The organism is Corynebacterium sp. BF-R-2 (assembly GCF_024586525.1).
Classification (GTDB): Bacteria; Actinomycetota; Actinomycetes; order Mycobacteriales; family Mycobacteriaceae; genus Corynebacterium; species Corynebacterium singulare.
On record NZ_JAMFTP010000007.1, the window covers coordinates 87,817 to 107,532 of the forward strand.

At 60.5% G+C, this 19,716-nt stretch carries 20 protein-coding genes, 1 tRNA gene and 3 pseudogenes; 15 read left to right on the top strand and 9 right to left on the bottom strand.

Translation table 11 applies throughout. The features are described 5' to 3' along the window. A pseudogene (locus tag M5J09_RS06275) lies at positions 1-849 on the top strand (hypothetical protein); the annotation flags it as partial. A gap of 96 nt (positions 850-945) precedes the next feature. Here M5J09_RS06275 and M5J09_RS06280 read toward each other — a convergent pair. Both M5J09_RS06280 and M5J09_RS06285 read right to left on the bottom strand, forming a co-directional pair. Then, positions 946-1,398: a hypothetical protein gene (locus M5J09_RS06280; protein ID WP_257157316.1), complete on the bottom strand. Its 453-nt coding sequence runs from the start codon at positions 1,396-1,398 to the stop codon at positions 946-948. A 419-nt stretch (positions 1,399-1,817) separates the two neighbouring features. Continuing rightward, a complete protein-coding gene (locus M5J09_RS06285; protein ID WP_257157317.1) occupies positions 1,818-2,852 on the bottom strand; it encodes a S1 family peptidase in 1,035 nt (344 codons plus the stop codon). 190 nt (positions 2,853-3,042) lie between these two features. Here M5J09_RS06285 and M5J09_RS06290 point away from each other — a divergent pair, with 190 nt between their 5' ends. Beyond that, a complete protein-coding gene (locus M5J09_RS06290; protein WP_257157318.1) occupies positions 3,043-3,618 on the top strand; it encodes a hypothetical protein in 576 nt (191 codons plus the stop codon). Positions 3,619-3,696: 78 nt separating this feature from the next. Here M5J09_RS06290 and M5J09_RS06295 read toward each other — a convergent pair. Together M5J09_RS06295 and M5J09_RS06300 are read right to left on the bottom strand one after the other, a co-directional pair. After that, a tRNA-Pro gene (locus M5J09_RS06295) sits at positions 3,697-3,773 on the bottom strand. A gap of 110 nt (positions 3,774-3,883) precedes the next feature. Beyond that, the gene (locus M5J09_RS06300) at positions 3,884-4,789 is read right to left on the bottom strand and encodes a metallophosphoesterase (protein ID WP_257157319.1); all 906 of its coding nucleotides are present in this window, start codon (positions 4,787-4,789) and stop codon (positions 3,884-3,886) included. 41 nt (positions 4,790-4,830) lie between these two features. Here M5J09_RS06300 and M5J09_RS06305 point away from each other — a divergent pair, with 41 nt between their 5' ends. After that, complete coding sequence (locus M5J09_RS06305; protein WP_042528941.1) at positions 4,831-5,295, top strand: GatB/YqeY domain-containing protein; 465 nt, start codon at positions 4,831-4,833, stop codon at positions 5,293-5,295. A gap of 9 nt (positions 5,296-5,304) precedes the next feature. Here M5J09_RS06305 and M5J09_RS06310 read toward each other — a convergent pair whose 3' ends face one another. Beyond that, entirely contained in the window at positions 5,305-7,740 is a 2,436-nt protein-coding gene (locus M5J09_RS06310) for a transglycosylase domain-containing protein (protein ID WP_257157320.1), read from the bottom strand. A 175-nt stretch (positions 7,741-7,915) separates the two neighbouring features. Between M5J09_RS06310 and M5J09_RS06315 the strand changes: the two genes are divergently transcribed. From M5J09_RS06315 to M5J09_RS06330, 4 genes are read left to right on the top strand one after another with little or no spacing between them, the layout of a single operon-like run. Next, entirely contained in the window at positions 7,916-8,251 is a 336-nt protein-coding gene (locus M5J09_RS06315) for a WhiB family transcriptional regulator (RefSeq protein ID WP_201773961.1), read from the top strand. Between the two features lie 27 nt (positions 8,252-8,278). Further along, positions 8,279-8,440: a DUF4177 domain-containing protein gene (locus tag M5J09_RS06320; protein ID WP_010189965.1), complete on the top strand. Its 162-nt coding sequence runs from the start codon at positions 8,279-8,281 to the stop codon at positions 8,438-8,440. After that, positions 8,441-8,899, top strand: a complete 459-nt coding sequence (locus tag M5J09_RS06325; protein ID WP_257157321.1) for a RidA family protein — start codon at positions 8,441-8,443, stop codon at positions 8,897-8,899. 18 nt (positions 8,900-8,917) lie between these two features. Then, complete coding sequence (locus M5J09_RS06330; protein WP_257157322.1) at positions 8,918-9,730, top strand: MBL fold metallo-hydrolase; 813 nt, start codon at positions 8,918-8,920, stop codon at positions 9,728-9,730. 97 nt (positions 9,731-9,827) lie between these two features. On the opposite strand, the gene glxR is transcribed toward M5J09_RS06330, so the two are convergent. Next, positions 9,828-10,511 carry a CRP-like cAMP-activated global transcriptional regulator GlxR gene (glxR, locus tag M5J09_RS06335; protein WP_042528948.1) on the bottom strand — a complete coding sequence of 228 codons (684 nt, stop codon included), beginning with the start codon at positions 10,509-10,511 and terminating at the stop codon, positions 9,828-9,830. Between the two features lie 303 nt (positions 10,512-10,814). On the opposite strand from glxR, the gene nth reads away from it, so the two are divergent. The 8 genes and pseudogenes from nth to M5J09_RS06370 form a co-directional block, all read left to right on the top strand. Beyond that, a complete protein-coding gene (nth, locus tag M5J09_RS06340; RefSeq protein ID WP_257157323.1) occupies positions 10,815-11,453 on the top strand; it encodes an endonuclease III in 639 nt (212 codons plus the stop codon). 9 nt (positions 11,454-11,462) lie between these two features. After that, entirely contained in the window at positions 11,463-12,032 is a 570-nt protein-coding gene (locus tag M5J09_RS06345) for a TlpA disulfide reductase family protein (protein WP_257157324.1), read from the top strand. Further along, entirely contained in the window at positions 12,029-12,706 is a 678-nt protein-coding gene (locus tag M5J09_RS06350) for a CoA pyrophosphatase (protein WP_257157325.1), read from the top strand. Before M5J09_RS06345 ends, M5J09_RS06350 begins: the two co-directional genes overlap by 4 nt. 23 nt (positions 12,707-12,729) lie before the next feature. Next, entirely contained in the window at positions 12,730-13,926 is a 1,197-nt protein-coding gene (locus M5J09_RS06355) for a MarP family serine protease (protein ID WP_257157326.1), read from the top strand. Between the two features lie 303 nt (positions 13,927-14,229). After that, positions 14,230-14,562, top strand: a pseudogene (locus M5J09_RS06360) (integrase core domain-containing protein); the annotation flags it as partial. A 234-nt stretch (positions 14,563-14,796) separates the two neighbouring features. Then, complete coding sequence (locus M5J09_RS06365) at positions 14,797-15,339, top strand: hypothetical protein (protein ID WP_158407792.1); 543 nt, start codon at positions 14,797-14,799, stop codon at positions 15,337-15,339. Continuing rightward, positions 15,248-15,550, top strand: coding sequence for an RHS repeat-associated core domain-containing protein (locus tag M5J09_RS13300; RefSeq protein ID WP_158014665.1), 303 nt, complete (start codon positions 15,248-15,250; stop codon positions 15,548-15,550). Before M5J09_RS06365 ends, M5J09_RS13300 begins: the two co-directional genes overlap by 92 nt. Positions 15,551-15,617: 67 nt before the next feature. Beyond that, a pseudogene (locus tag M5J09_RS06370) lies at positions 15,618-16,184 on the top strand (transposase); the annotation flags it as partial. 542 nt (positions 16,185-16,726) lie between these two features. Here M5J09_RS06370 and M5J09_RS06375 read toward each other — a convergent pair. From M5J09_RS06375 to M5J09_RS06385, 3 genes are read right to left on the bottom strand one after another with little or no spacing between them, the layout of a single operon-like run. Further along, the gene (locus tag M5J09_RS06375; RefSeq protein WP_014303356.1) at positions 16,727-17,548 is read right to left on the bottom strand and encodes an ABC transporter permease; all 822 of its coding nucleotides are present in this window, start codon (positions 17,546-17,548) and stop codon (positions 16,727-16,729) included. Then, positions 17,541-18,302, bottom strand: a complete 762-nt coding sequence (locus M5J09_RS06380; RefSeq protein ID WP_014303357.1) for an ABC transporter permease — start codon at positions 18,300-18,302, stop codon at positions 17,541-17,543. The genes M5J09_RS06375 and M5J09_RS06380 overlap by 8 nt, the downstream gene beginning before the upstream one ends. Then, a complete protein-coding gene (locus M5J09_RS06385) occupies positions 18,299-19,363 on the bottom strand; it encodes an ATP-binding cassette domain-containing protein (protein ID WP_014303358.1) in 1,065 nt (354 codons plus the stop codon). The genes M5J09_RS06380 and M5J09_RS06385 overlap by 4 nt, the downstream gene beginning before the upstream one ends. Positions 19,364-19,716: the final 353 nt, after the last annotated feature.

The following is a 19,716-nucleotide window of genomic DNA, read 5'->3' on the forward strand; positions in this document are numbered from 1 at the left end:
CCTGAGTCGGGTGAGCCTACGCCGACGACTAAGACGCCTGAGTCGGGTGAGTCTACGACGACGACTAAGACGCCTGAGTCGGGTGAGTCTACGACGACGACTAAGACGCCTGAGTCGGGTGAGCCTACGCCGACGACTAAGACGCCTGAGTCGGGTGAGCCTACGCCGACGACTAAGACGCCTGAGTCGGGTGAGTCTACGACGACGACTAAGACGCCTGAGTCGGGTGAGTCTACGACGACGACTAAGACGCCTGAGTCGGGTGAGCCTACGACGACGACTAAGACGCCTGAGTCGGGTGAGCCTACGACGACGACTAAGACGCCTGAGTCGGGTGAGCCTACGACGACGACTGAGACGCCTCAGCCGGGTGAGTCTACGACGACTGAGACGCCTGAGCCGGGTGAGTCTTCGACGGCTAAGACGCCTGAGCCGGGCAAGCCTTCCGATACCCCGGACGACAGCCACGGCAATGGCGATGGCCACAACGGTTCCAGCAAGTCTGACCTGCCGTGGTGGCTGCTGCTCATCCCGGGTCTGGGACTCGTCAAGATCATCGCCGACGGTTTCAATGGCGGCCATGATGGCGGTCATAACGTCAACGATGGCGACCACGAGGGTGGCAATGACCACGGTGACGTGACCGAGGACAACGACCGTGACAACAGCGTCAAGGACGAGTCTGTCGAGGACACCGGTCACGGTGACCGTGATAAGAATGCCCTGGACGCCACTGCGCCGGAGGACGCTGGACAGCCGCTGCCGTCCAACGCCGAGCGTGTCGAAATCAAGCACGTACCGTCTGGTGCGACCAAGCTTGAACCGGGCATGCAGAGCTACATTAAGTAGCCTGTAGCGCTAGCAGAACCTAGGTTCTGCAGGAAGCCCTCCAGTATGTGAATGCACACTGGAGGGCTTCTTCGTATATTCGTTAAACGCTTGTGCCTAGCCAGCGGTGAGCAATGCGTCGTACTGTATGCGCTTTTCGATGCCGCTAAAGCTCGCCTTAGTGGCGTCCTTCTGGAACTTGCGGGAGCGTTTAAGCTGGTCGCGGTTGTTCTCTTTGCCGCGACGCGCCGCCTCCGGGAGGGTAAACAGCGTGCCCCAGGCGGCGACAATCATGTGCGCGGTTTCATCGCTGTTAGCGTTAACGCTCGCCATGGAGAAGATGTTGTTGACCTTTTCAACTGCTTCGTCGGATGCGGTGTGCAGCGGTGAGTGTGGCTTACCAAGACGAACCGTGGACTCTGGCACGTTTAGTGGGCCTGCTTTACCGTCAGTGAGGCTGTGGTCTTCTTCTGCGGCCCGTTGGGCGATGGCCACACCCGCTAGGGCAACGCCTGTGAGGAGGTTCTCGGCGTCGTCAAGCTCCGCTACATGCAGGTTCGGCACCAGCACGCCACACAGCATGGCGCGGCGTGAAACGTCGGTGTCGGCGTAGACAATGGTCGGGGAGAGGAACTCCCAGGCATGGCGATACTTCAGCGCGTGTGCCTTGAACTCTTTGGCGCGCTCGCGGGTGTCCCTATCAGCAGAGGCTCTATCGGCGCGCCAGCGACTTAGGAGCTTTCTGAGGCCCCAGGTAGCTTCTCTGAGCTCAATCCAGCCATCTAGGCTTCAGCAACCTTGTTCATCTCGTCGAGGTCGTAGTAGCTCGCGGTATCGAGCTCACCGAATATTATCTCACCCAGCCCATCAACACAGGGCCGTAAAAGAAGCGGAACTAAATCCAGGACGCTTCAGCCCGCCGCCCGGTGAAAACGAAAAGAACCCGCAGTTTCCTGCGGGTTGGCTCTGTGTGATATTGGCTGAAGACGCTAGGGGAGCATGACTCCGATGGTTTGGGTAACGCTATCGTCGCTGTAAGCACTTGCGGAAAGAACGCCGATGTATCCGAGGCCTTTAATCCAAATGGGGCCGCCTGAATCACCTGGAATGGCTTCGGCGTTTCTTATAACGAGGGCGCGAGTGCCCGATATGCCTGCCGATTGTGGGGTCACTAGAGTTCCGCAGCGAACTCCCCGGGTACTCGACCCGTACCAACAAGCTTCACTTCCTGGCCGTGCCGCCCGGATGTCGCGTACGATTTTGTCGCCCGAATAGATATTTCCGCCGCTGTATACGGATGGTTCCAGGTCGACGTATGCTACGTCAGTGTCGGGATTACTGATAAAGGAAGTGCTGTAATCGAATAACTGTGCTGTTGCGCTACGCATCGTTCCAAGCTTGTAGCCTCCTTGCTTCGTGTAGACGACGGTCCCAGGTTGACCGCAATGTGCCGCAATGACGGCAACGGAATTTGCTCCTACATAAGATAAAGTGCATGCACTGGTTTTTCCGTCGGGGCGTTGAAGAATCACACGATCGCCTTGCGTCAGTTTGACCTGCTTGGTAACTGGCGGGGTTGGCGTGGACGGTTGGTTCTTTGGTCGCTCGGCAGGGCGGCCTGGCCATTCGAGGTCGCAATCGGACCCGTGGCGGGTGATTTTTTCGCGGTGGCTCTTAGTGAGTTGACCGTTGATAGTCTCAGACACCGAGTACTCATAGGTGCAGGTGCGCACGCCATTCACGTTGCGTTCTTGGTAGTTTGAGCGTTCCTGGTTATTCCAGGTCCCGTTATTACCGGAAGGTGGGTTTGTCCGCCTTGGGTTGTCCGGGAAGGAAGGGAAATCTGGGAACTGAAAGCTGCCATCATTCGGGTTAGCAGGTGTGGTAAGCCGCCCGCCGGGAGAACTACTTGAGAAAGAAGACTGCGCCAGGGCAGTAGGTGAGACGGCAGCGGCGAGTGCTACGGCGGCGAGAACTGTACAAGCTTTATGTGCAGCGCCTCGTAAAGAGTGCAGAGAGAACACGAAGAATCCTTTCGAGAGAGCAGAGATAAGAAAGGATTCTAAACCAAAATCTGGAGACGCGCTGGGTATCCGCTGTGGGGGTAATGGTCAGTCATGTTGAGCAAAACTCCCAAACCTTTGTGATGATGAATGCTTAAGATCATGAGCAAAACACCAGTCGAAAAGTAATGGCTAACGTACTGTCTTGGGTATGAACAAGATTCACTCAGGCGCTATCGCCGCTACGCTTGCATTTACTTTGTGTGGTTCTCCTTTGGCCGCCGCGCAATCACCGCTGGCCAATCTCTCATCCATGTCTTCTGAGTCTTCACTGCTTTCGAGCCTAACTGGTCAACCGATGACTGACCCTATCCGTGTAGCCAACTCTTACCGCGCAACCAAAGAGATTGCGCAACGGTATGAGATGGATGTTCGCCAAAGAATTGAATCTGCGGGCGGTACTCGTTCACAGGAAGAAAGCAATGAAGCGGAAAGACTAGCCTATTTCGTTAGTGATTCTCGCGTTTTCTCAGGTACCGCGTTTCCCCAGGGGCTGAAAGAAATGCGGGGAGAGACTTATCTGGAAAAGCGTCACGCGGGACTCTTAACCGTGGACGTACTGTTTGTTCCTACCTCCGGCAAGACGCATTCTGAATTGCAAGGGCCCTTAGAGAAGCAAGCAGACAAGTACGGAAAAGGCTACAGGAGTGGAACCCAGTACGGTCTTGCGTATGTAGTAACCGATGAAGGATTTTTCTTCGTCTCCCGGGTCTTTGTGCCGTTTTAGAGGCTTTAGGCCTTAAGGTCACTTAGACTCCGGGGGCCGAGCTTAACGACGAAAACCCGCAGTTTCCTGCGGGTTTAGTGGTCGGGATAACAGGATTTGAACCTGCGACCTCTTCGTCCCGAACGAAGCGCGCTACCAAGCTGCGCCATATCCCGGTGTCCGCTCTAAGCGGTACCGGATTACTTTAACGCACCCCGGTTCGAAAGGGCAAAACGCCAGCGTGGGGGCTCTTTCGTGGGGCGGGGCTTGACCTCCTGTGCGAAGGCTAGGTGTTCTTCTCGGTGATGCGCAGCAGCGTGGCGGACGGGCGGCAGAATAGGCGGAAGGGGACGAACTTGGAGGTGCCCAGGCCGTTGGAGACGTGCATGAACATGGGGCCGAATTTGTGCAGGCCTTGGGCGCGGGCGCGGTCGATGCCGCAGTTGGTCACGATGGAGCGCGAGCCGGCGACCTTGAACGGGAGGCACAGCTGGCCGCCGTGTGTGTGGCCAGAGAGGGACAGCTGGTAGCCGTCGGCGGCGAACTTCTCCAGCACGCGGGGCTCGGGGGAGTGTAGCAGTGCCAAGGCCAGGTCGGCATCCTCGTTCGGGGCGCCGGCGATTTCAGCGTAGTCATCCAGGTCGTGGTGCGGGTCATCCACACCGGCGGCGGCCAGGCGGACATCACCTACCTTGAACTCCACGCGGGCTTGGTTGGCGTCATGCCAGCCATGTTCGAGGAAGGCTGCGCGCATGCCCTTCCACGGCAGGTTTACATAGGACGGCGTGTTCTTCTTACCAATCAGGTAGTTGAACGGGTTCGGGATGCGCGGAGCCCAGTAATCGTTAGTGCCAAAGCAGAACAGGCCCGGGCGGTTCAGTAGCGGGCCGAGGGCACGGAGGACGTCGGGAACGCCGCCCTTATCCGAGAGGTTATCGCCGGTATTGACCACGAGGTGCGGGTCGAGCCGGTCGAGGTCGGAGACCCACTCGATCTTGGCGCGCTGGCCCGGAATCATGTGGAGGTCGGACACGTGCAAGAGGCGGAATTCAGACTCATCGCGCAGCGTACCGGGTGCCAGCAGGGGCAGCGTGTACTCCTTGAGCTCAAATTTGGTGAGCTCCGAGTGCGCCCACGCGGCAGTGCCGAGGCCTGCGGCGGCGAGTCCGCCAAGGATGGGAAAAATCTTCACCCTCACCACCCTACCTGGCTCGCTAGCGTAGATTGAAGGGCATGAGTGAGTTGAAAGAAACTATCCGCGCAGACCTCAAGACCTCGATGAAGGCTAAGGACAAGGCCCGCACCTCCGCGATCCGTTCCCTCCTGTCCGCCATCCAGGCGGAGGAGACCACCGGTGCCCGCCACGAGATCACCGATGAGGACGTGCTCAAGGTCATTGCCCGTGAGATCAAGAAGCGCCGCGAGTCCGCCGAAGTTTACGAGGCGAACGGGCGCCCGGAGTTGGCAGAGGCCGAGCTTGTTGACGTCCCCTTCTTCGAGGCCTACCAGCCTGAGCAGCTTGACGACGACGCACTGAACGCCCTCGTCGCCGAATCTATCGCCGAGGTAGAGAAAGAATCTGGCGAGCCGGTCACCATCAAACAGATGGGCAATGTCATGAAGGTGGCCAACGCTAAGGCCGCTGGCCGTGCCGACGGCAAGCGCCTGTCGGGTGCTGTGAAGGCGGCCCTGAACTAACGCTCAGCGTTATAGCCCGAAGAAGTCCCTCACGTCGTTGGTGAGGCGGTCCACATCCTCCTGGTTGAACAATGGCTCCGGCTGGGAAGGTGACTGGTCGCCGCCACCGCCGGTGGCGGGCGGCGCGTAGATGTAGTCGGTGCCGGCGCCGGTGTCGGCGCCGGTGCTGGGACTGCTTGGGGCGGAGGAGCCGTCGGAAAGCTGCAGCGTTACCTCCGCACCCTTCTTGGTGCCGGACGCGCCCGTGATGACGCGCACCACCTTGCCATAGCCCACACCAGGTGCTGCGACTTCCGTGGTTTTGACGGTATAGCCCGCCTTCTCCAGGGCCTCTCGGGCTTGCTTTTCGGACTTGCCCTTCAGGCCGTCGATAAGCGGCGAGACCGTACCAGAATCGTAGGCGTGGTCGTAGTCCGGAACCGTGCCATTGGCGGCCTCTGGGATGCGTGCCGCCATGGTGTAGAACGTCGAGGCCGGCTCCTTGCCACCGAAGAGGTTGCCGTTCTGGCACTGGCGTACAGGGGCGGTGCACAGCGGTGTCGTTGTGGTGCCGTCGTTGTAGATATACGGTGCGGCCGCCACGGCTGAGTTAAAGCCCAAGAAGGCCGAGGACTGGTTGGACTCAGTCGTTCCCGTCTTGGCCGCCGCTTGGCCTGTGAACCCTGCTGCGCGGGCTGACGCCGACGCTGTGCCCTTCTGGGTATCGGCCGTCATGTTGTTCTCCAGCGCCTTGGCTACTTCCTTGCCTACCGCGCGTTCACACGGCGTGTGCTTGAGGTACACCTCATTGCCATGCGCATCCGTGACCTCCTCAATCGGGTTCGGCTCGCACCACATGCCTTCTGAGGCCACTGTTGCGCCCACGTTAGACAGCTCCAGCGCATTCACGGCCGTTGGCCCCAAAGTAAAGGAACCCAAGTTGGCATTCTTGATGTGATCAGCGATGGATGCGTCACCGTCGTAGCTGCCGGGGTCCTCGTAGGAGCGCAGGCCTAGCTTGACGGCCATATCCACTACCTGTTCGACGCCGAGCTGCTCAATGAGCTCAATGAATGGGGTGTTAGGGGAATAAGCCAGGGTGTCCTGCAGCGTCATGGTGGCGGCATAGTTGCCCGCATTTTCCACGCAGTACTTATTCGGCGGGCAGTTCTCCGCACCACCGAAGCCAAGGCCCTCGGCCTCGTAGCGGTTGGGCACGGCGAGGCGGTCTTTAATTCCGTAGCCGGACTCCAACGCTGCTGCGGCGGTAAAGAGCTTGAACACGGAACCCGCGCCGTTACCCACCAGTGAATTGGGCTGGGGGAGTAGGGTTTCGTGGTTGTCCAAGTCGAGTCCGTAGGTGCGGGAAGAAACCATGGCTAGGACCTTGCGGGAATCGGCGCCGGGCTTGATGACGTTCATCACTTCAGCCACGCCCTCTGCATCCGGGGCTGTGTGACTGCGCACCGCGTTGAGGGCCTGGTCTTGGATGTCCGGATCCAGCGTTGTTTTGATGGTGAGGCCGCCGCGGGCGAGGTGCTCGCGGTCAATGCCCTTATCCGCGAGGTAGCTCACTGCATAATCGCAGAAGAAACCGCGGTCGCCCGCGCCGATGCAGCCATTGGGCAGGGTGGCTGGGCTATCGAGCACACCCAGGGGCTGCTGGGCAAAACTATCGGCGTCCTCTTGGGCCAGGGTTCCGTTGTTCACCATGGCCTGCAGTACCACGTTGCGGCGCTCCCGCACTCCCTCCTCATTGGTGTAGGGGTTGAGGTACTCAGATGATTGCACCATGCCGGCGAGCATCGCTGCCTGCGGCACGGTGAGGTGAGCGGCGTCGGTGCCGAAGTAGGTGCGGGCAGCAGCCTCAACACCAAAGGAGTGGTTACCGAAGGGGACGAGGTTGAGGTAATTCGTGAGGATCTCATCCTTGGAGAGCTGCGCGTCGATATCGGTAGCCATGCGCATCTCGCGCAGCTTGCGCGGTACGGACTGCTCGGTGGCGGCCTGGCGCTCCTCATCAGTGGTGGCATTGACGAGCAGGAGGTAGTTCTTCACGTACTGCTGGTCAATGGTGGACGCGCCTTGGGAGACGCCGCCGGCTGCCAAGTTAGTCCACAGCGCGCGGAAATTGCCCTGGAGATCGACGCCTTCATGCTCATAAAAGCGGCGATCCTCAATGGCGACGACGGCCTGCTTCATGGCATCTGAAATCTCATCCGGCTTCACTGGGTGGCGGCGTTGTTCAAAGATATACGCCATGGTGTTGCCCTTAGCGTCGAGGATGGTGCTCACGCCGGGGGTGTCTCCGGAGGTGAGATCCTGGATATCCGATTGCATCGTCTCGTTGGTTTTGGCCACGGCGACGCCGCTGACACCCGCGATGGGGGCTAGTGCTAGGGCGATGAGGAGGCCGACCAGCGCAGTGGAGAGGACGAGCTTTCCCAGGGATTTGATGACAGTCACCCTCCACACACTAGTTGCTTGAGACCAGATCCGGGAGACCCCCCTAAAGTGTGACGTGTTAGACAGGGATACCGGTCTGTGAATAGACTTACGGTTAGTACATAATATTCCGCCGCCTAGAGGGTTATTCACTTTTCGCGGGGCGGGATGGGAGCTTGGAAGGAGTTACCTAGCCATGACAGTCAATGTGAACGGTGCAGGACGGTCCGCGATGGTAAAGAATGCCTCGACGACCACGGAGCGTGGTGAGTGGGTTACCCAAGCTAAGTGCCGCAATGGCGATCCCGATGCCCTGTTTGTACGTGGTGCTGAGCAGCGCAAGGCTGCAGTGATCTGCCGCCACTGCCCTGTGCTTAATGAGTGCCGCGCCGATGCCCTTGATAACCGCGTCGAGTTCGGCGTGTGGGGTGGCCTGACCGAGCGTCAGCGCCGCGCCCTGCTGCGTAAGAACCCGCACATCACCAGCTGGGCACACTACCTTGCTGAAGGCGGAGAACTCGTCGGGATTTAAGCGCTGGAGTTTAGTAGCATGGAGCCCATGACTAAATGGGAATATGCCACTGCGCCAGTCCTTACTCACGCGACGAAGCAAATCCTGGATTCCTGGGGTGAAGACGGCTGGGAGCTCGTCACCATCACCCCGGGCATGAACCCGGAAAATGTTGTCGCCTACTTCAAGCGTCCGCTGGAGGAATCCTAAATGGGCGTGCAGGAACGCCTTGAGGAACTCGGCGTCGAACTTCCTTCCGTCGCAGCTCCGCTCGCGTCCTATGTTCCGGCTACCCGTGTAGGCAGCCAGGTATGGACCTCGGGTCAGCTGCCTGTCGTGGGTGGCGAGCTGCCGGCTACCGGAAAGGTGGGGGCTGAGGTATCGGTGGAACGCGCCCAAGAGCTGGCGCGCACCGCGACGCTCAATGCTCTTGCCGCCATTGATGCCCTCGTTGGCCTCGACAAGATTACCCGCGTGGTGAAGGTCGTCGGATTTGTTGCCTCAGATCCTTCTTTCACGGAGCAGGCCGCAGTTATTAATGGCGCATCGGACTTCTTGGGTGACGTCTTCGGTGAGGCCGGCGTGCATGCCCGTTCGGCGGTGGGGGTGGCAGTGTTGCCGAAGGATTCCCCCGTTGAGATCGAAGTTATCGTAGAAATCGCTGAGTAATCGGATAGGGTAAGAAGCATGGAGCATCCTGCATATAGCCAATTGCGTCCCGTGAGCCAGTCCGTCGGTGTCGTGCTGTGTGATAATCCCAGCTACACCGCCCTGGAAGGTACTAACACCTGGATCATCCGTGCGGGGGAGGATTCCCGCGCCATCGTCGTTGATCCGGGCCCGGAAGATGAGGGCCACCTCAACGTCGTGACCGCGAAGGCGGGCGAGGTTGCGCTGATCCTCCTCACTCACCGTCACGATGATCACGCGTCGGGCGCCCAGCGCCTGCGTCAGCTCACTGGCGCCCCCATCCGCTCGTTCGACCCCAACTACTGCAACGGCGCCGACGCGCTTGTCGACGGTGAAATTGTCGACATCGACGGCGTCACCCCCCAGCTGGAGGTTGTTCACACCCCTGGCCACACCGCTGATTCCACGTGTTTCTTCGTGTGGTCCGCAGAGGCAAAGAACTCCACTCTGGAGGGCATCCTCACCGGTGACACCATCGCCGGCCGCCACACTGTTCTTCTCTCTGAGACCGACGGTGACCTGGGGGCTTACCTCAAGACTCTGGACCTTCTGGAAGAGCGCGGCAAGGATGTGCCGCTCTTCCCGGGCCACGGTCCGGACCTCGAGGACACCTCCGCGTTCGCACGTAAGTATATTGACCGCCGTCACCACCGCCTCAACCAGATCAAGGAGATCCGCTCCCGCCTGGGTGAGGATGTGGATGTCAAGACGCTCGTTGATGAGATGTACGACGACGTCGACCCGGTCCTGCGCCATGCTGCTGAGCAGTCCACGCGTACCGCATTGAAGTACCTGGCGGCGCAGCAGTAAGGGCTCAAGAAAACGACTCAATCCCCCGAGTTTTCCTCGGGGGATTTTTCGTCTGACTTGCTGCGCGGCCGGGGCGGTGCAGCAGTAAACGCGACGCCTAGCGGGCGCGGCGGGCGAGGTGCTCGGTGTCGACGATGAGTACCGACTTGCCTTCGAGGCGAATCCAGCCGCGGTGCGCGAAGGTAGCCAGGGCCTTGTTGACGGTCTCGCGGGATGCACCAACGAGCTGCGCAATCTCTTCCTGGGTGAGGTCGTGGTTGACGCGCAGTGCGCCGCCCTCCTGCACACCGAAGCGGTTAGCCAGCTGCAGCAAGGTTTTCGCAACGCGGCCCGGAACATCGGTGAAGATGAGGTCCGCCAGGTTAGCGTTGGTGCGGCGCAGGCGGCGAGCCAGCACGCGCAGCAGCTGTTGGGCGATGGCCGGGTGATCAGCAACCCACTGCTTGAGCATGTCAGAGTTCATCGTCGCAGCGGTGACCTCGGTAACGCACACAGCGGACGAGGTGCGCGGGCCCGGATCGAAGATGGACAGCTCACCGAACATATCGGACGGGCCCATCACGGTCAGAAGGTTCTCGCGGCCATCCGGGGCGTGGCGGGCGAGCTTAATCTTGCCCGACGTGATGATGTAGAGGCGGTCACCCGGCTCACCCTCATCAAAAATGGTGGTGCCGCGTGGGAAACGTACAGTCTCCATCTGCTCGATCAGGTTCTGGACTGCCACCGGGTCAACGCCCTGGAAAATTCCAGCGCGGGAGAGGATGTCCTGTACGCCTTCCACTGTTACTCCTTAAAGCCTGCGCAGTAGGGTAGGTGAGACAAACGCAAGCAGGTTTAGTTTGTTGATGACGCACCTACTCTCCAGTGCGCCACGAGGCACTGCCCAACATCATACAGTGCAATTTGTCACTTTTTCCAGCCGTCTGAAAAATAGTCACAGGGGATGTGATGGGTATTAGCTCTCGAATGCAGTTGCCTCGAGCTTCTCCATCAGAATGGCGAAGAGTGCCAAGCCCAGCGGGACAAGCAAAACAAGCGAAATCATGCGTTTCACTCTACCTGCTCGTTCAGTAGAATCGGCCATATGTCTGACCTTGACAGCGACCATTCTCGCATCGGCCACATTCGTGCGGCCCTCGCTGCGGAATATCCGGACGCAGACTGCGAACTGAACTACTCTACCGCTCTCGAGCTGCTCGTCGCCACGGTGCTCTCCGCACAGTGTACCGATGAACGCGTCAACCAGGTCACCCCGCAGCTCTTCGCTACCTACCCCTCCGCGCCCGACTATGCCGCTGCTGACCGCACCGAGCTCGAGGCCATCCTGCGGCCCCTTGGGTTCCAGCGCGCGAAAGCCGGCCATCTCATCGGTATCGGCGAAAAGCTCGTCGGTGATTTTGGCGGTGAGGTTCCCCGCGGCATCGAGGAGCTCACCTCCCTGCCCGGGGTGGGGCGCAAAACCGCCCTCGTTGTCCGCGGCAATGCCTTTGGTGTGCCGGGCATCACGGTGGATACCCACGTCACCCGTCTGAGTCAGCGACTCGGGCTGACAGGAGCGAAGACGCCACGGGCGATTGAGAGGGACGTCGCCAAGCTCGTGCCCGAAGAAGAACAAACAGTCTTTTCACACCGACTCATCCTCCACGGCCGCCGCGTGTGTACCGCACGCAAGCCCCAATGTGGCGTCTGCGTGCTTGCCTCGTGGTGTCCGTCACGGGGTTAGGATGGAACAATGAGCCAATACTCCCGGTGGCCTGGATACGTGAAGGCCAGCATCGCAGCCGTCCTCATGTTGGCGGCCCTCGCGCTGGTTGGCGTGGTTAATCTTCTTGAGGATGATGAGCCGGAAGTCGCCGTGCCTCAATCTCAAGAACAAGAGGTGGCCAAGCGCCCTAAGTGCCCTGAAGGGCCCATCGCCGGGGTAGACCTGCCGTGCCTTGGTGCAGCGAGCACAGCAGCGGCCAAGGACATCCAGATCGTCACCGTGTGGGCGTGGTGGTGCGAGCCTTGCCGCACGGAGCTGCCGTTCTTCCAGGACATCGCGCGTTCGCACTCCACGTGGAACGTTGTGGGTGTGCATGCAGACGCCAATGCAGCGAACGGTGCCGCGCTCCTCGACGACCTTGGTGTTGATTTGCCTAGCTACCTGGATGAAAATGGCACCTTCGCGGGCGAGCTCGGGTTGCCCAACGTCATTCCTATCACGTTGGTGGTGCGCGATGGAGAGGTGGAGAAGAAGTTTGTTAAGCCGTTTACCTCGGCGGATGAGCTGGAGCAAGCTATCGATGAGGTGCTCAAGTGAGCCGGCTTAAGCCCGCCCACGCCCCAGCATGGCTGCGCCCGGCGCTGGGCGTGGATACCCGCAGAGTTCAAGAGCGACTGGTTACTCATGTCCCTGCCGCCAAGCGCCGCCGAGAGTCTGCGGTGTTGGTGCTCTTTAAGGGGGAGAGCTTCGAGGATGGTGAGGTTCTGCTCACACACCGTTCGCCGTCGATGCGTTCGCACTCGGGTCAGATTGCCTTCCCCGGTGGGCGGCGCGACGATGGAGACGCCTCGCTTGTCGACGTTGCCTTGCGCGAAGCCGAAGAAGAAACCGGCCTCGATCGCTCCACGGTGACTCCGTTGGAACAGTGGGGCAAGCTGGACATCCGGGCCACCGGTAACACCGTGAGTCCAGTGTTGGCCTATTGGCACCAGCCGGGAACTGTGTGGCCGGCCAGCCCCGAAGAAACCGATGATGTTTTTACCGTTCCCCTGCGCGAGCTCGCGGATCCAACAAACCGCATGATGGTGGGTTTCAGTCGGTGGAAGGGTCCGGCTTTCCGGGCGCGCGGCTATGTGGTGTGGGGATTTACCGCCGGTGTGCTGTCAGGACTCATGGATCACGCGGGGTGGGCCGTAGAGTGGGACAAAAATAAGGTTCATGATCTGCGTGAATCACTGACCCGCTCGCTGAATAATGAGAAGATGGGTTAGTTTGTTCCGTCTTTCCTGAGAAAGTGTTCTCCGTGTCCCTAGCTGTTGACATCGCCATTGTGATTGCTGTGCTCCTCGCCGTGTGGGTGGGCTGGCGTCAGGGCGCGTGGACGGCGATTCTTGCGGCGGTCGGCGTTATTGCGGGCTTGGTTTTGGGGACGGCGGTGGCGCCGGCGGCGATGCAGTTGACAGACCAACCTGCCCTGCGCTTCCTCCTGGCTGTTGGTGTGGTGATTTTGCTGGTGGGGTTGGGGCAGCTGGTCGGAGCGTCCCTGGGGGCCGCGTTGCGGGACCGCATGCGTACCCGTTCGGGCCAGCGCGTGGATTCTTCCATCGGCGCGGTGTTTCAGGCCGTCGCCGCCATCGTGGTGATCTGGCTGGTCTCGCTGCCGCTGGCTTCCAATTTAGGCGGGCAGCCGGGCCAGGCACTGCGCGAGTCCCGCATCCTCAGCGAACTTAACGCTGCCGCTCCGGACCGTCTAGCGGCGTTGCCCAATGGCCTCGCTGCCATGCTCAACGAGTCCGGTTTGCCACCTCTTGTCTCGCCGTGGGAGCGCTCGGGCGCGGATATTGAGGTGGAAGCTCCGGAGCTCGAGATTGGGGATCCGGGCCTGCTGGAGCGCGTCCGACCGTCTGTCATCCACGTTTTGGGTGACGCGGAGGCTTGTTCGCGGCGCCTTATGGGTTCCGGATTTGTGACGGAACCGGATTATGTGATCACGAACGCGCACGTTGTGGCCGGCACGGATAAGGTGCGCCTCGATACGGTCCTGGGGCTGAAGGAGGCTGACGTGGTGTACTACAACTCGGACGTGGATATCGCGGTGCTACACAGCCCAGACTTGGGAATAGATCCCCTGCCGTGGGCGGAAAATGATGCTGTGACCGGGGACGATGCCATCGTTATGGGCTTCCCGCAGTCCGGGCCGTTTAGTGCGGAGACCGCGCGTATTAGGGATCGCCTCACCATCGCCGGCCCGGATATCTATTCCACCGGCCGCGTGGAGCGTGATGCCTACACGGTGCGCGGCAACATCCGCCAAGGTAATTCTGGTGGGCCCATGATTACCCCGGAGGGCCAGGTCCTCGGCGTGGTCTTCGGTGCGTCCGTGGAGGATTCCGATACCGGCTATGCCCTCACCGCCGACGAAGTGCGCGGCCACGTGGGTGACGTCACGCAGCTTGTCGACGCCACCCCCACCGGCTCCTGCGTCGGCTAGTTCTCGCGTGCGCTTTTCTTCCCCTTGGTCGGCATTAACCCCACCTGTGAGATACTTTCTCCTCTCACCTTTCTAAGCAGGGATTTTCTTCCTCCGGTTGCGGGGTGGCTGGTGCTGTTTTAGTCTCTGTGCTCATGGGGGATATCGAAACCTACCTCCGCCTACGCAACTCGGGGATTGCGCTGGTGGAACATATACCTGGCACACCCGATAAGCTCCGCGCGCTCGGCGCCGATGCCGCCGATGCCACCGAGCTTTCACACCTTAACCAGGTGTACTTCGGCCCCACCCGCTTTAGCGGCAAACCATTCGGATCATGGGTCGCAGTACGTAAGCATCATCTACAACGAACGTTTGGCCGAACATGGTATTACCGCTTCTATCGGCACCGTCGGTGACTCGTATGACAATGCCTTGGCCGAGAACGTCAACGGTTCGTACAAGAATGAGCTCATTCATAGCCGGAAATAGTCCGACGTGGTTGAGGTGGAGATCGCAACGTTTGAGTGGGTGAATTGGTGGAATGAGTCCAGACTCCACCAGTCCTTGGGGTACCGCACGCCGACGGAGGTTGAATCAGAATTTTGGAACCGACACCCGGCCCGAGAAACAATGGAAGTTAAGGCAAATGCCTAGGAAAACCCGGGGCACTTCACTCGACACCCTCATCGACTTCTACACCACCGCAGCCACCAAAAACCACGCAACCGCCATCCTCTACAACTAACGCTTCCAACACGCACAACGCGTGGTAGAAACAGACGCAGATTTTCCGCGGCATCGGCAAGCGTGTGAGTGCGGATTTTCTATGGTCTCAGCCTGGCAGGCGTACTCACTGCACTCCACGCTGATACGCCAAGCACAACCAGCGTGACCACCACGACCGGCTCGACTGCTGCAGCTTCACCAGTCACCGGGGCTACCAGTCGCCCAGGGCTCAACGGTCACGCTAACCACAACGCAACGAGTGCTGCAGCGGACTCGGCTGTTGACTTTGTCGGCACCAAGCCGGTGCGTGTAGGACGAACCGCCTACACCTATGACGATGCTGGGCGTGTGGTGCGCACCGTCACCAAGCGCCTATCCCGCAAACCCTTGGTGCACGAATTCTTCTACGCCACCAATGAACAACCCATCGGTTTTATCTCCTCCGACAACAAACACCTCGGGTGGCGCTACATCTACGACCCCTATGGACGCCGCGTCGCCAAGGAAGCCATCAACACCACCACCAACAACACCAGCGAAGCCATTGCGCATGGTGGTGGCCACCCAGAAAACAATCTCAGCGACATTGATACGGTCGACCAGGCACTGGTCGATGCCGAGTTCTCTTGTCACCGATCTGACCGGCAGCCCACAAGAACTCATCCACCCCACCACCGGGAACATCGTAGGTACAGCCCGCCATAGTCTCTACGGCACTCGCACCTGGACCGGCGACGAGACCTCGCCACTGTTGTTTGCCGGCCAATACCTGGACGACGAGTCCGGGTGGGCATACAACCGCTTCCGCTACTACCACCCGGATGCTGGCATCTACAACGCCCAAGACCCCCCTAGGTGTTGTCCCACGCACAGCCAGCGCACAAGGCTACGTCGACCACGCAGCGAACTGGCATGACTACCTGGGACTTCAATGCCACCAGGTCACGGTCAAGGAACTTCAGTCAATGCCAGAATTCCAAAAGCTCGATGCCATGCTTGCTGCCATCCACGAACAGACCGTATCCATTGCCGGCGCAGAATACGCCGAACTTGGCGTAGCAATGTCCGCCACAGATGCACTAACCAAACTCGAGCATCGTAAAGAAATCGAAGCGCAGGTACTCAAGCTGATTCAGGACATTCCGCAGACCGAGATTCTTTTATCCATGCCTGGTATCGGCCCGCGTAGCGCAGCGCAGATCCTCATGACTGTTGGCGATATGTCCGACTTCCCCGATGCAGCGCACCTAGCATCCTATGCAGGGCTATCACCGCGGACGAATCAGTCAGGAACGTCTATCATGTCGAATTCGCCTAACCGGGCTGGCAACAAAAAATTAAAGAACGCCCTATGGCAATCGTCTTTTGCATCGATCAGATTCCACGAGCGTTCCCGGCAATTCTATGAACGAAAACGCAAAGAAGGCAAAAGACACAACGCCGCAGTCGTCGCACTCGCACGCCGGCGCCTCAACGTTCTCTTCGCCATGATGCGAAACGGCGAGCTCTACCGAGACATCTCCACAGTCCAGGAGGCCGCAGCAGCCTAGAACCAACAGACCCTCACCTCAAGCCGATTGCACAGCAAGCCCAATCGGCTCCTCACCGTGCCCGAAAACAACATCCACAAGGAAAAGCAGAAACCCTTCACACCCCCCAACAAACTCACCCACGGAATTGACAAACTATATAGGAACACCTCCCTGGGCGATGGTGCAGGCGCGGAGAGCGCCGCTGTTGCCGATGCCGCGCCCAACACCGCGACGGTAGTAGAGTACCCGCTGCCGGTGCAGGAGTTTGCGGTGACCCGCTACGATTTGCCCGCCGGCACCACGGTTTCCACGCAGCTTCCCGGACCGGCCATCGCCCTGGCTACTTCTGGTGTGGTCACGGTAAACGACCTGGAGCTAGCCCCGGGCGAGGCCGCCTGGTTGCCGGTAACCGGCGGCGACACTACCCGCCTTAGCGCGGCCGCGGGTAAAGATTCGCAGCTCTTTATCGCGGCGGCGCGCCCTGCGCGGCAAGTAGCGCTACCGCGCCGCTGGGGACGCCGCCGCGCGACAAGTAGCACTGTCGCGCTAACCGGCGCTATTTACGACATGGTGGGGCGGCGGAACGCAGCTGCGGCGGCTAGCAGCACTACGGTGAGTGCTACCATCCAGGCCACGAAAGCCCAGACTGCGGTGCCGGGCTGGCCGGTGGCAAGGATTTCGGCGCTTGGCGTGCCGTCGATGGCGGCGCCGGCGCGGGCGGCGAAGGTAAGCGGATTCCACCGGGCGATGGGTTGAACCACACCAGCGAATTGCTCCACGGGCACGAGGCCGCCGTTAAGTGCCATGGCCGCCATGATGATGGGGGCCGGGCCAATGGCGGCCTCCGGGGTGGCGCACATCGCGCCCACCATGGCCGATAGCGAGGCGGCCACCACCGCGCCGAAGATGATGACTAACAGCACCCAGCCAAACCCGGCCAGCGTGTGAATACGCAGGCCAGAAGCCACGGAAGCCAGCAGCACCGCGCAGCCGGAGATAAGGCTGCGTAAGGAATCGAAACACCAGCGGCCGAAGATCTCCGGGCTGGTGCCGTAGCGCGTGGTCGCGATGCGGGTGGTGATACCGCGTTGGCGTTCCTTAATTATCTGCGCGGCGGCGGAGGTGCCATTCATCAGTTCGCTGGAAAGGATGAGCGCGATGGTAAGCGGTAACGCGTCGAGCGTGGCAGAGCCTTGCGAGGCCGCCATGAGGTCGCCAAACAGCCACCGCATGACCAGGAACATCAAAACGGGACCAGCCACGGTATTGGTAATTACCGCGCTATCGCGGCGGGCGGCGCGCAGGTGCCTTCCAAAATGCGTGGCGACAGTGGACAGCCAGGTGGTGTCGTGCGACACGGTGGCGGTGGTGTGGTTAGTCATGTTTCCTCCCCTGGAAAGCGGTGATAAAGCCCCATACGCCAACGACGGTCATGGCGATGAGCCAGCACAGTGCTTCGACTCCGCGCGCCCCCAGGGCAGCGCCACCTAGTAGGTTGCGGGCGGTGTCCAAGATGGGAGATAGCGGTACGTGCCGGATGATGGGGCCAATGCCGCCGGGCAGCGCATCCGCAGGCACGAATGCGGTGGAGAACATCACCATGACCAGCACGAGGTTTTGGAAGAGCAAGGACGCCGAGGTGGGCTTGGGGGCCAACAGGCAGGAGCCATCGATAAACGCGGAGAGGATGATGGTGAGGGCGGCGAAAAGGGCGATGGTAAGGATAATACGACCCGGTCCGGCAGCGTAGCGGGCACCGAGCAGGATCGTGGTGAGGACGACGATGCTGCACGACCACGCGGCGCGGGTGAGATCTGCCAGCAGCCGGCCGACGACCGTGGCCCAGGCGGGCGTCCCGGTGGCGCGGATGCGGTCGTGGATGCCGTTTTCGGCGTCACGCGTAATCGCCAAGGAGGAGCCCCCGGCGGCGAACACAATCGCCTGAATAACGCCGGCGGGCAGGAGGAAGGCGGCGTAATCGATGCCGAGTTCCGTCGAAGCCTTGGCGAAGGTGGCGTAAAAGATGACCATGAACAGGCTGGGTATTGCCACGGCGGAAACCATTACGGCCTTGTTGCGGACGGTGCGCAGGACATTGCGGTGCCACGAGGCAGCGACTGCTCCGAGCGCGTTCACTGGGAGCCTCCACCGGTGTGGGGAGCCTGCTGCGCGATGTCGCCGGACCCGGCGATAGCGAAGTAGACATCGTCCAAGGAGGGCGGAACCAAGGAGACGTCCGCGACCGAGGTGTCGTCGCCATCCCACAAGGCCAGCGCCCGGACTAGGGTGCGGTGGCCATCGGGCGCATCGACGCGCAATACGGTGTCCTCTTGGCGGCAGTCGATGCGGTGTTCTTGCAAGGTGTGGGTGAGGCGTGCGGCATCGTCCGGGCTAGACATCGTGATGAGGCACACCGTGGTGCCATAGCGGTCCTTGAGCTCGGCGGGGGTGCCTTCGTCGAGCACCTTGCCTCCGGCGAGCACGGCGACGCGGTCTGCGAGCTGGTCAGCTTCTTCCAGGTATTGGGTAGTAAGCAGGATCGAGGTGCCGTCGGCCGCCAGCCCGCGGACGGTATCCCACACGGAGCTGCGCGCGGCGGGGTCGAGGCCCGTGGTCGGCTCGTCGAGGAACAGCAGCGCGGGCGGGACAGTGAGGGAGGCGGCGATATCTAACCGCCGGCGCATGCCGCCCGAGTATGCCGAAACCAGGCGGTCGGCGGCGCCAACCAGATCGAAGCGCTCAAGAAGTTCCGCGGCGCGGGCCTTCGCATCGCTAGCTTTAAGCCCTGCCAGGCGGCCAAAGAAGATGAGGTTTTCCTTGCCGGTAAGCTCCTCATCCACTGCGGCGTATTGCCCGGTCAGCGCGATGGAAGCGCGCACCTTGGAAGGATCCGTGGCTAAGTTGTGGCCATCGATGATGGCGGTTCCGCCCGTGGCGGGCAGCAGCGTGGAAAGGACATTGACCAAGGTTGTCTTGCCGGCACCATTGGCGCCTAGGACGGCGAGGATGCCCCCGCGCGGAATGGCGAGGGTCACACCGCGCAGGATTTCCGTTCGCTTCTTGACTTTTCCCAGGCTACATCGCAGATCTTGGACATCAAGCACCAGGTCGCGGCCTTTTGCGTGGGCGCTGGTTGAGGGGACTGCGGTGGCGCTGGGGTCACCGCTAGCGGTTGCCGTGGTGGGGTTTTCTTTCATGATTCATCCCTGGATATACGTCAACGGTCTATTAGACGGCGCACCGATTCTCCTACCGCAGAAGGAAAACCGATTATTGCCCGCGAACGATGGATTGTGGTCCACGGAGCAAGCGCCTGGGGTAGTGCCAACTAATCCTTAGAAAATGATGTATGTCTAGCGGCACCGGGTCGTGCACAGCGCCCCGCAGGAGAGGGCTGCACAGGTCGGCTGATCGGCGGCGACGCTGCAGGTTGCTGCAAAGTTGAGCATACCATAATTAGGCATGGCATGCTTGACAATAATTAGGCATGGCATGCTTGACAATTAAGTCGAAGGCCTGTAAGCTACCAAGTGTGAGCTAAGAATCTGGG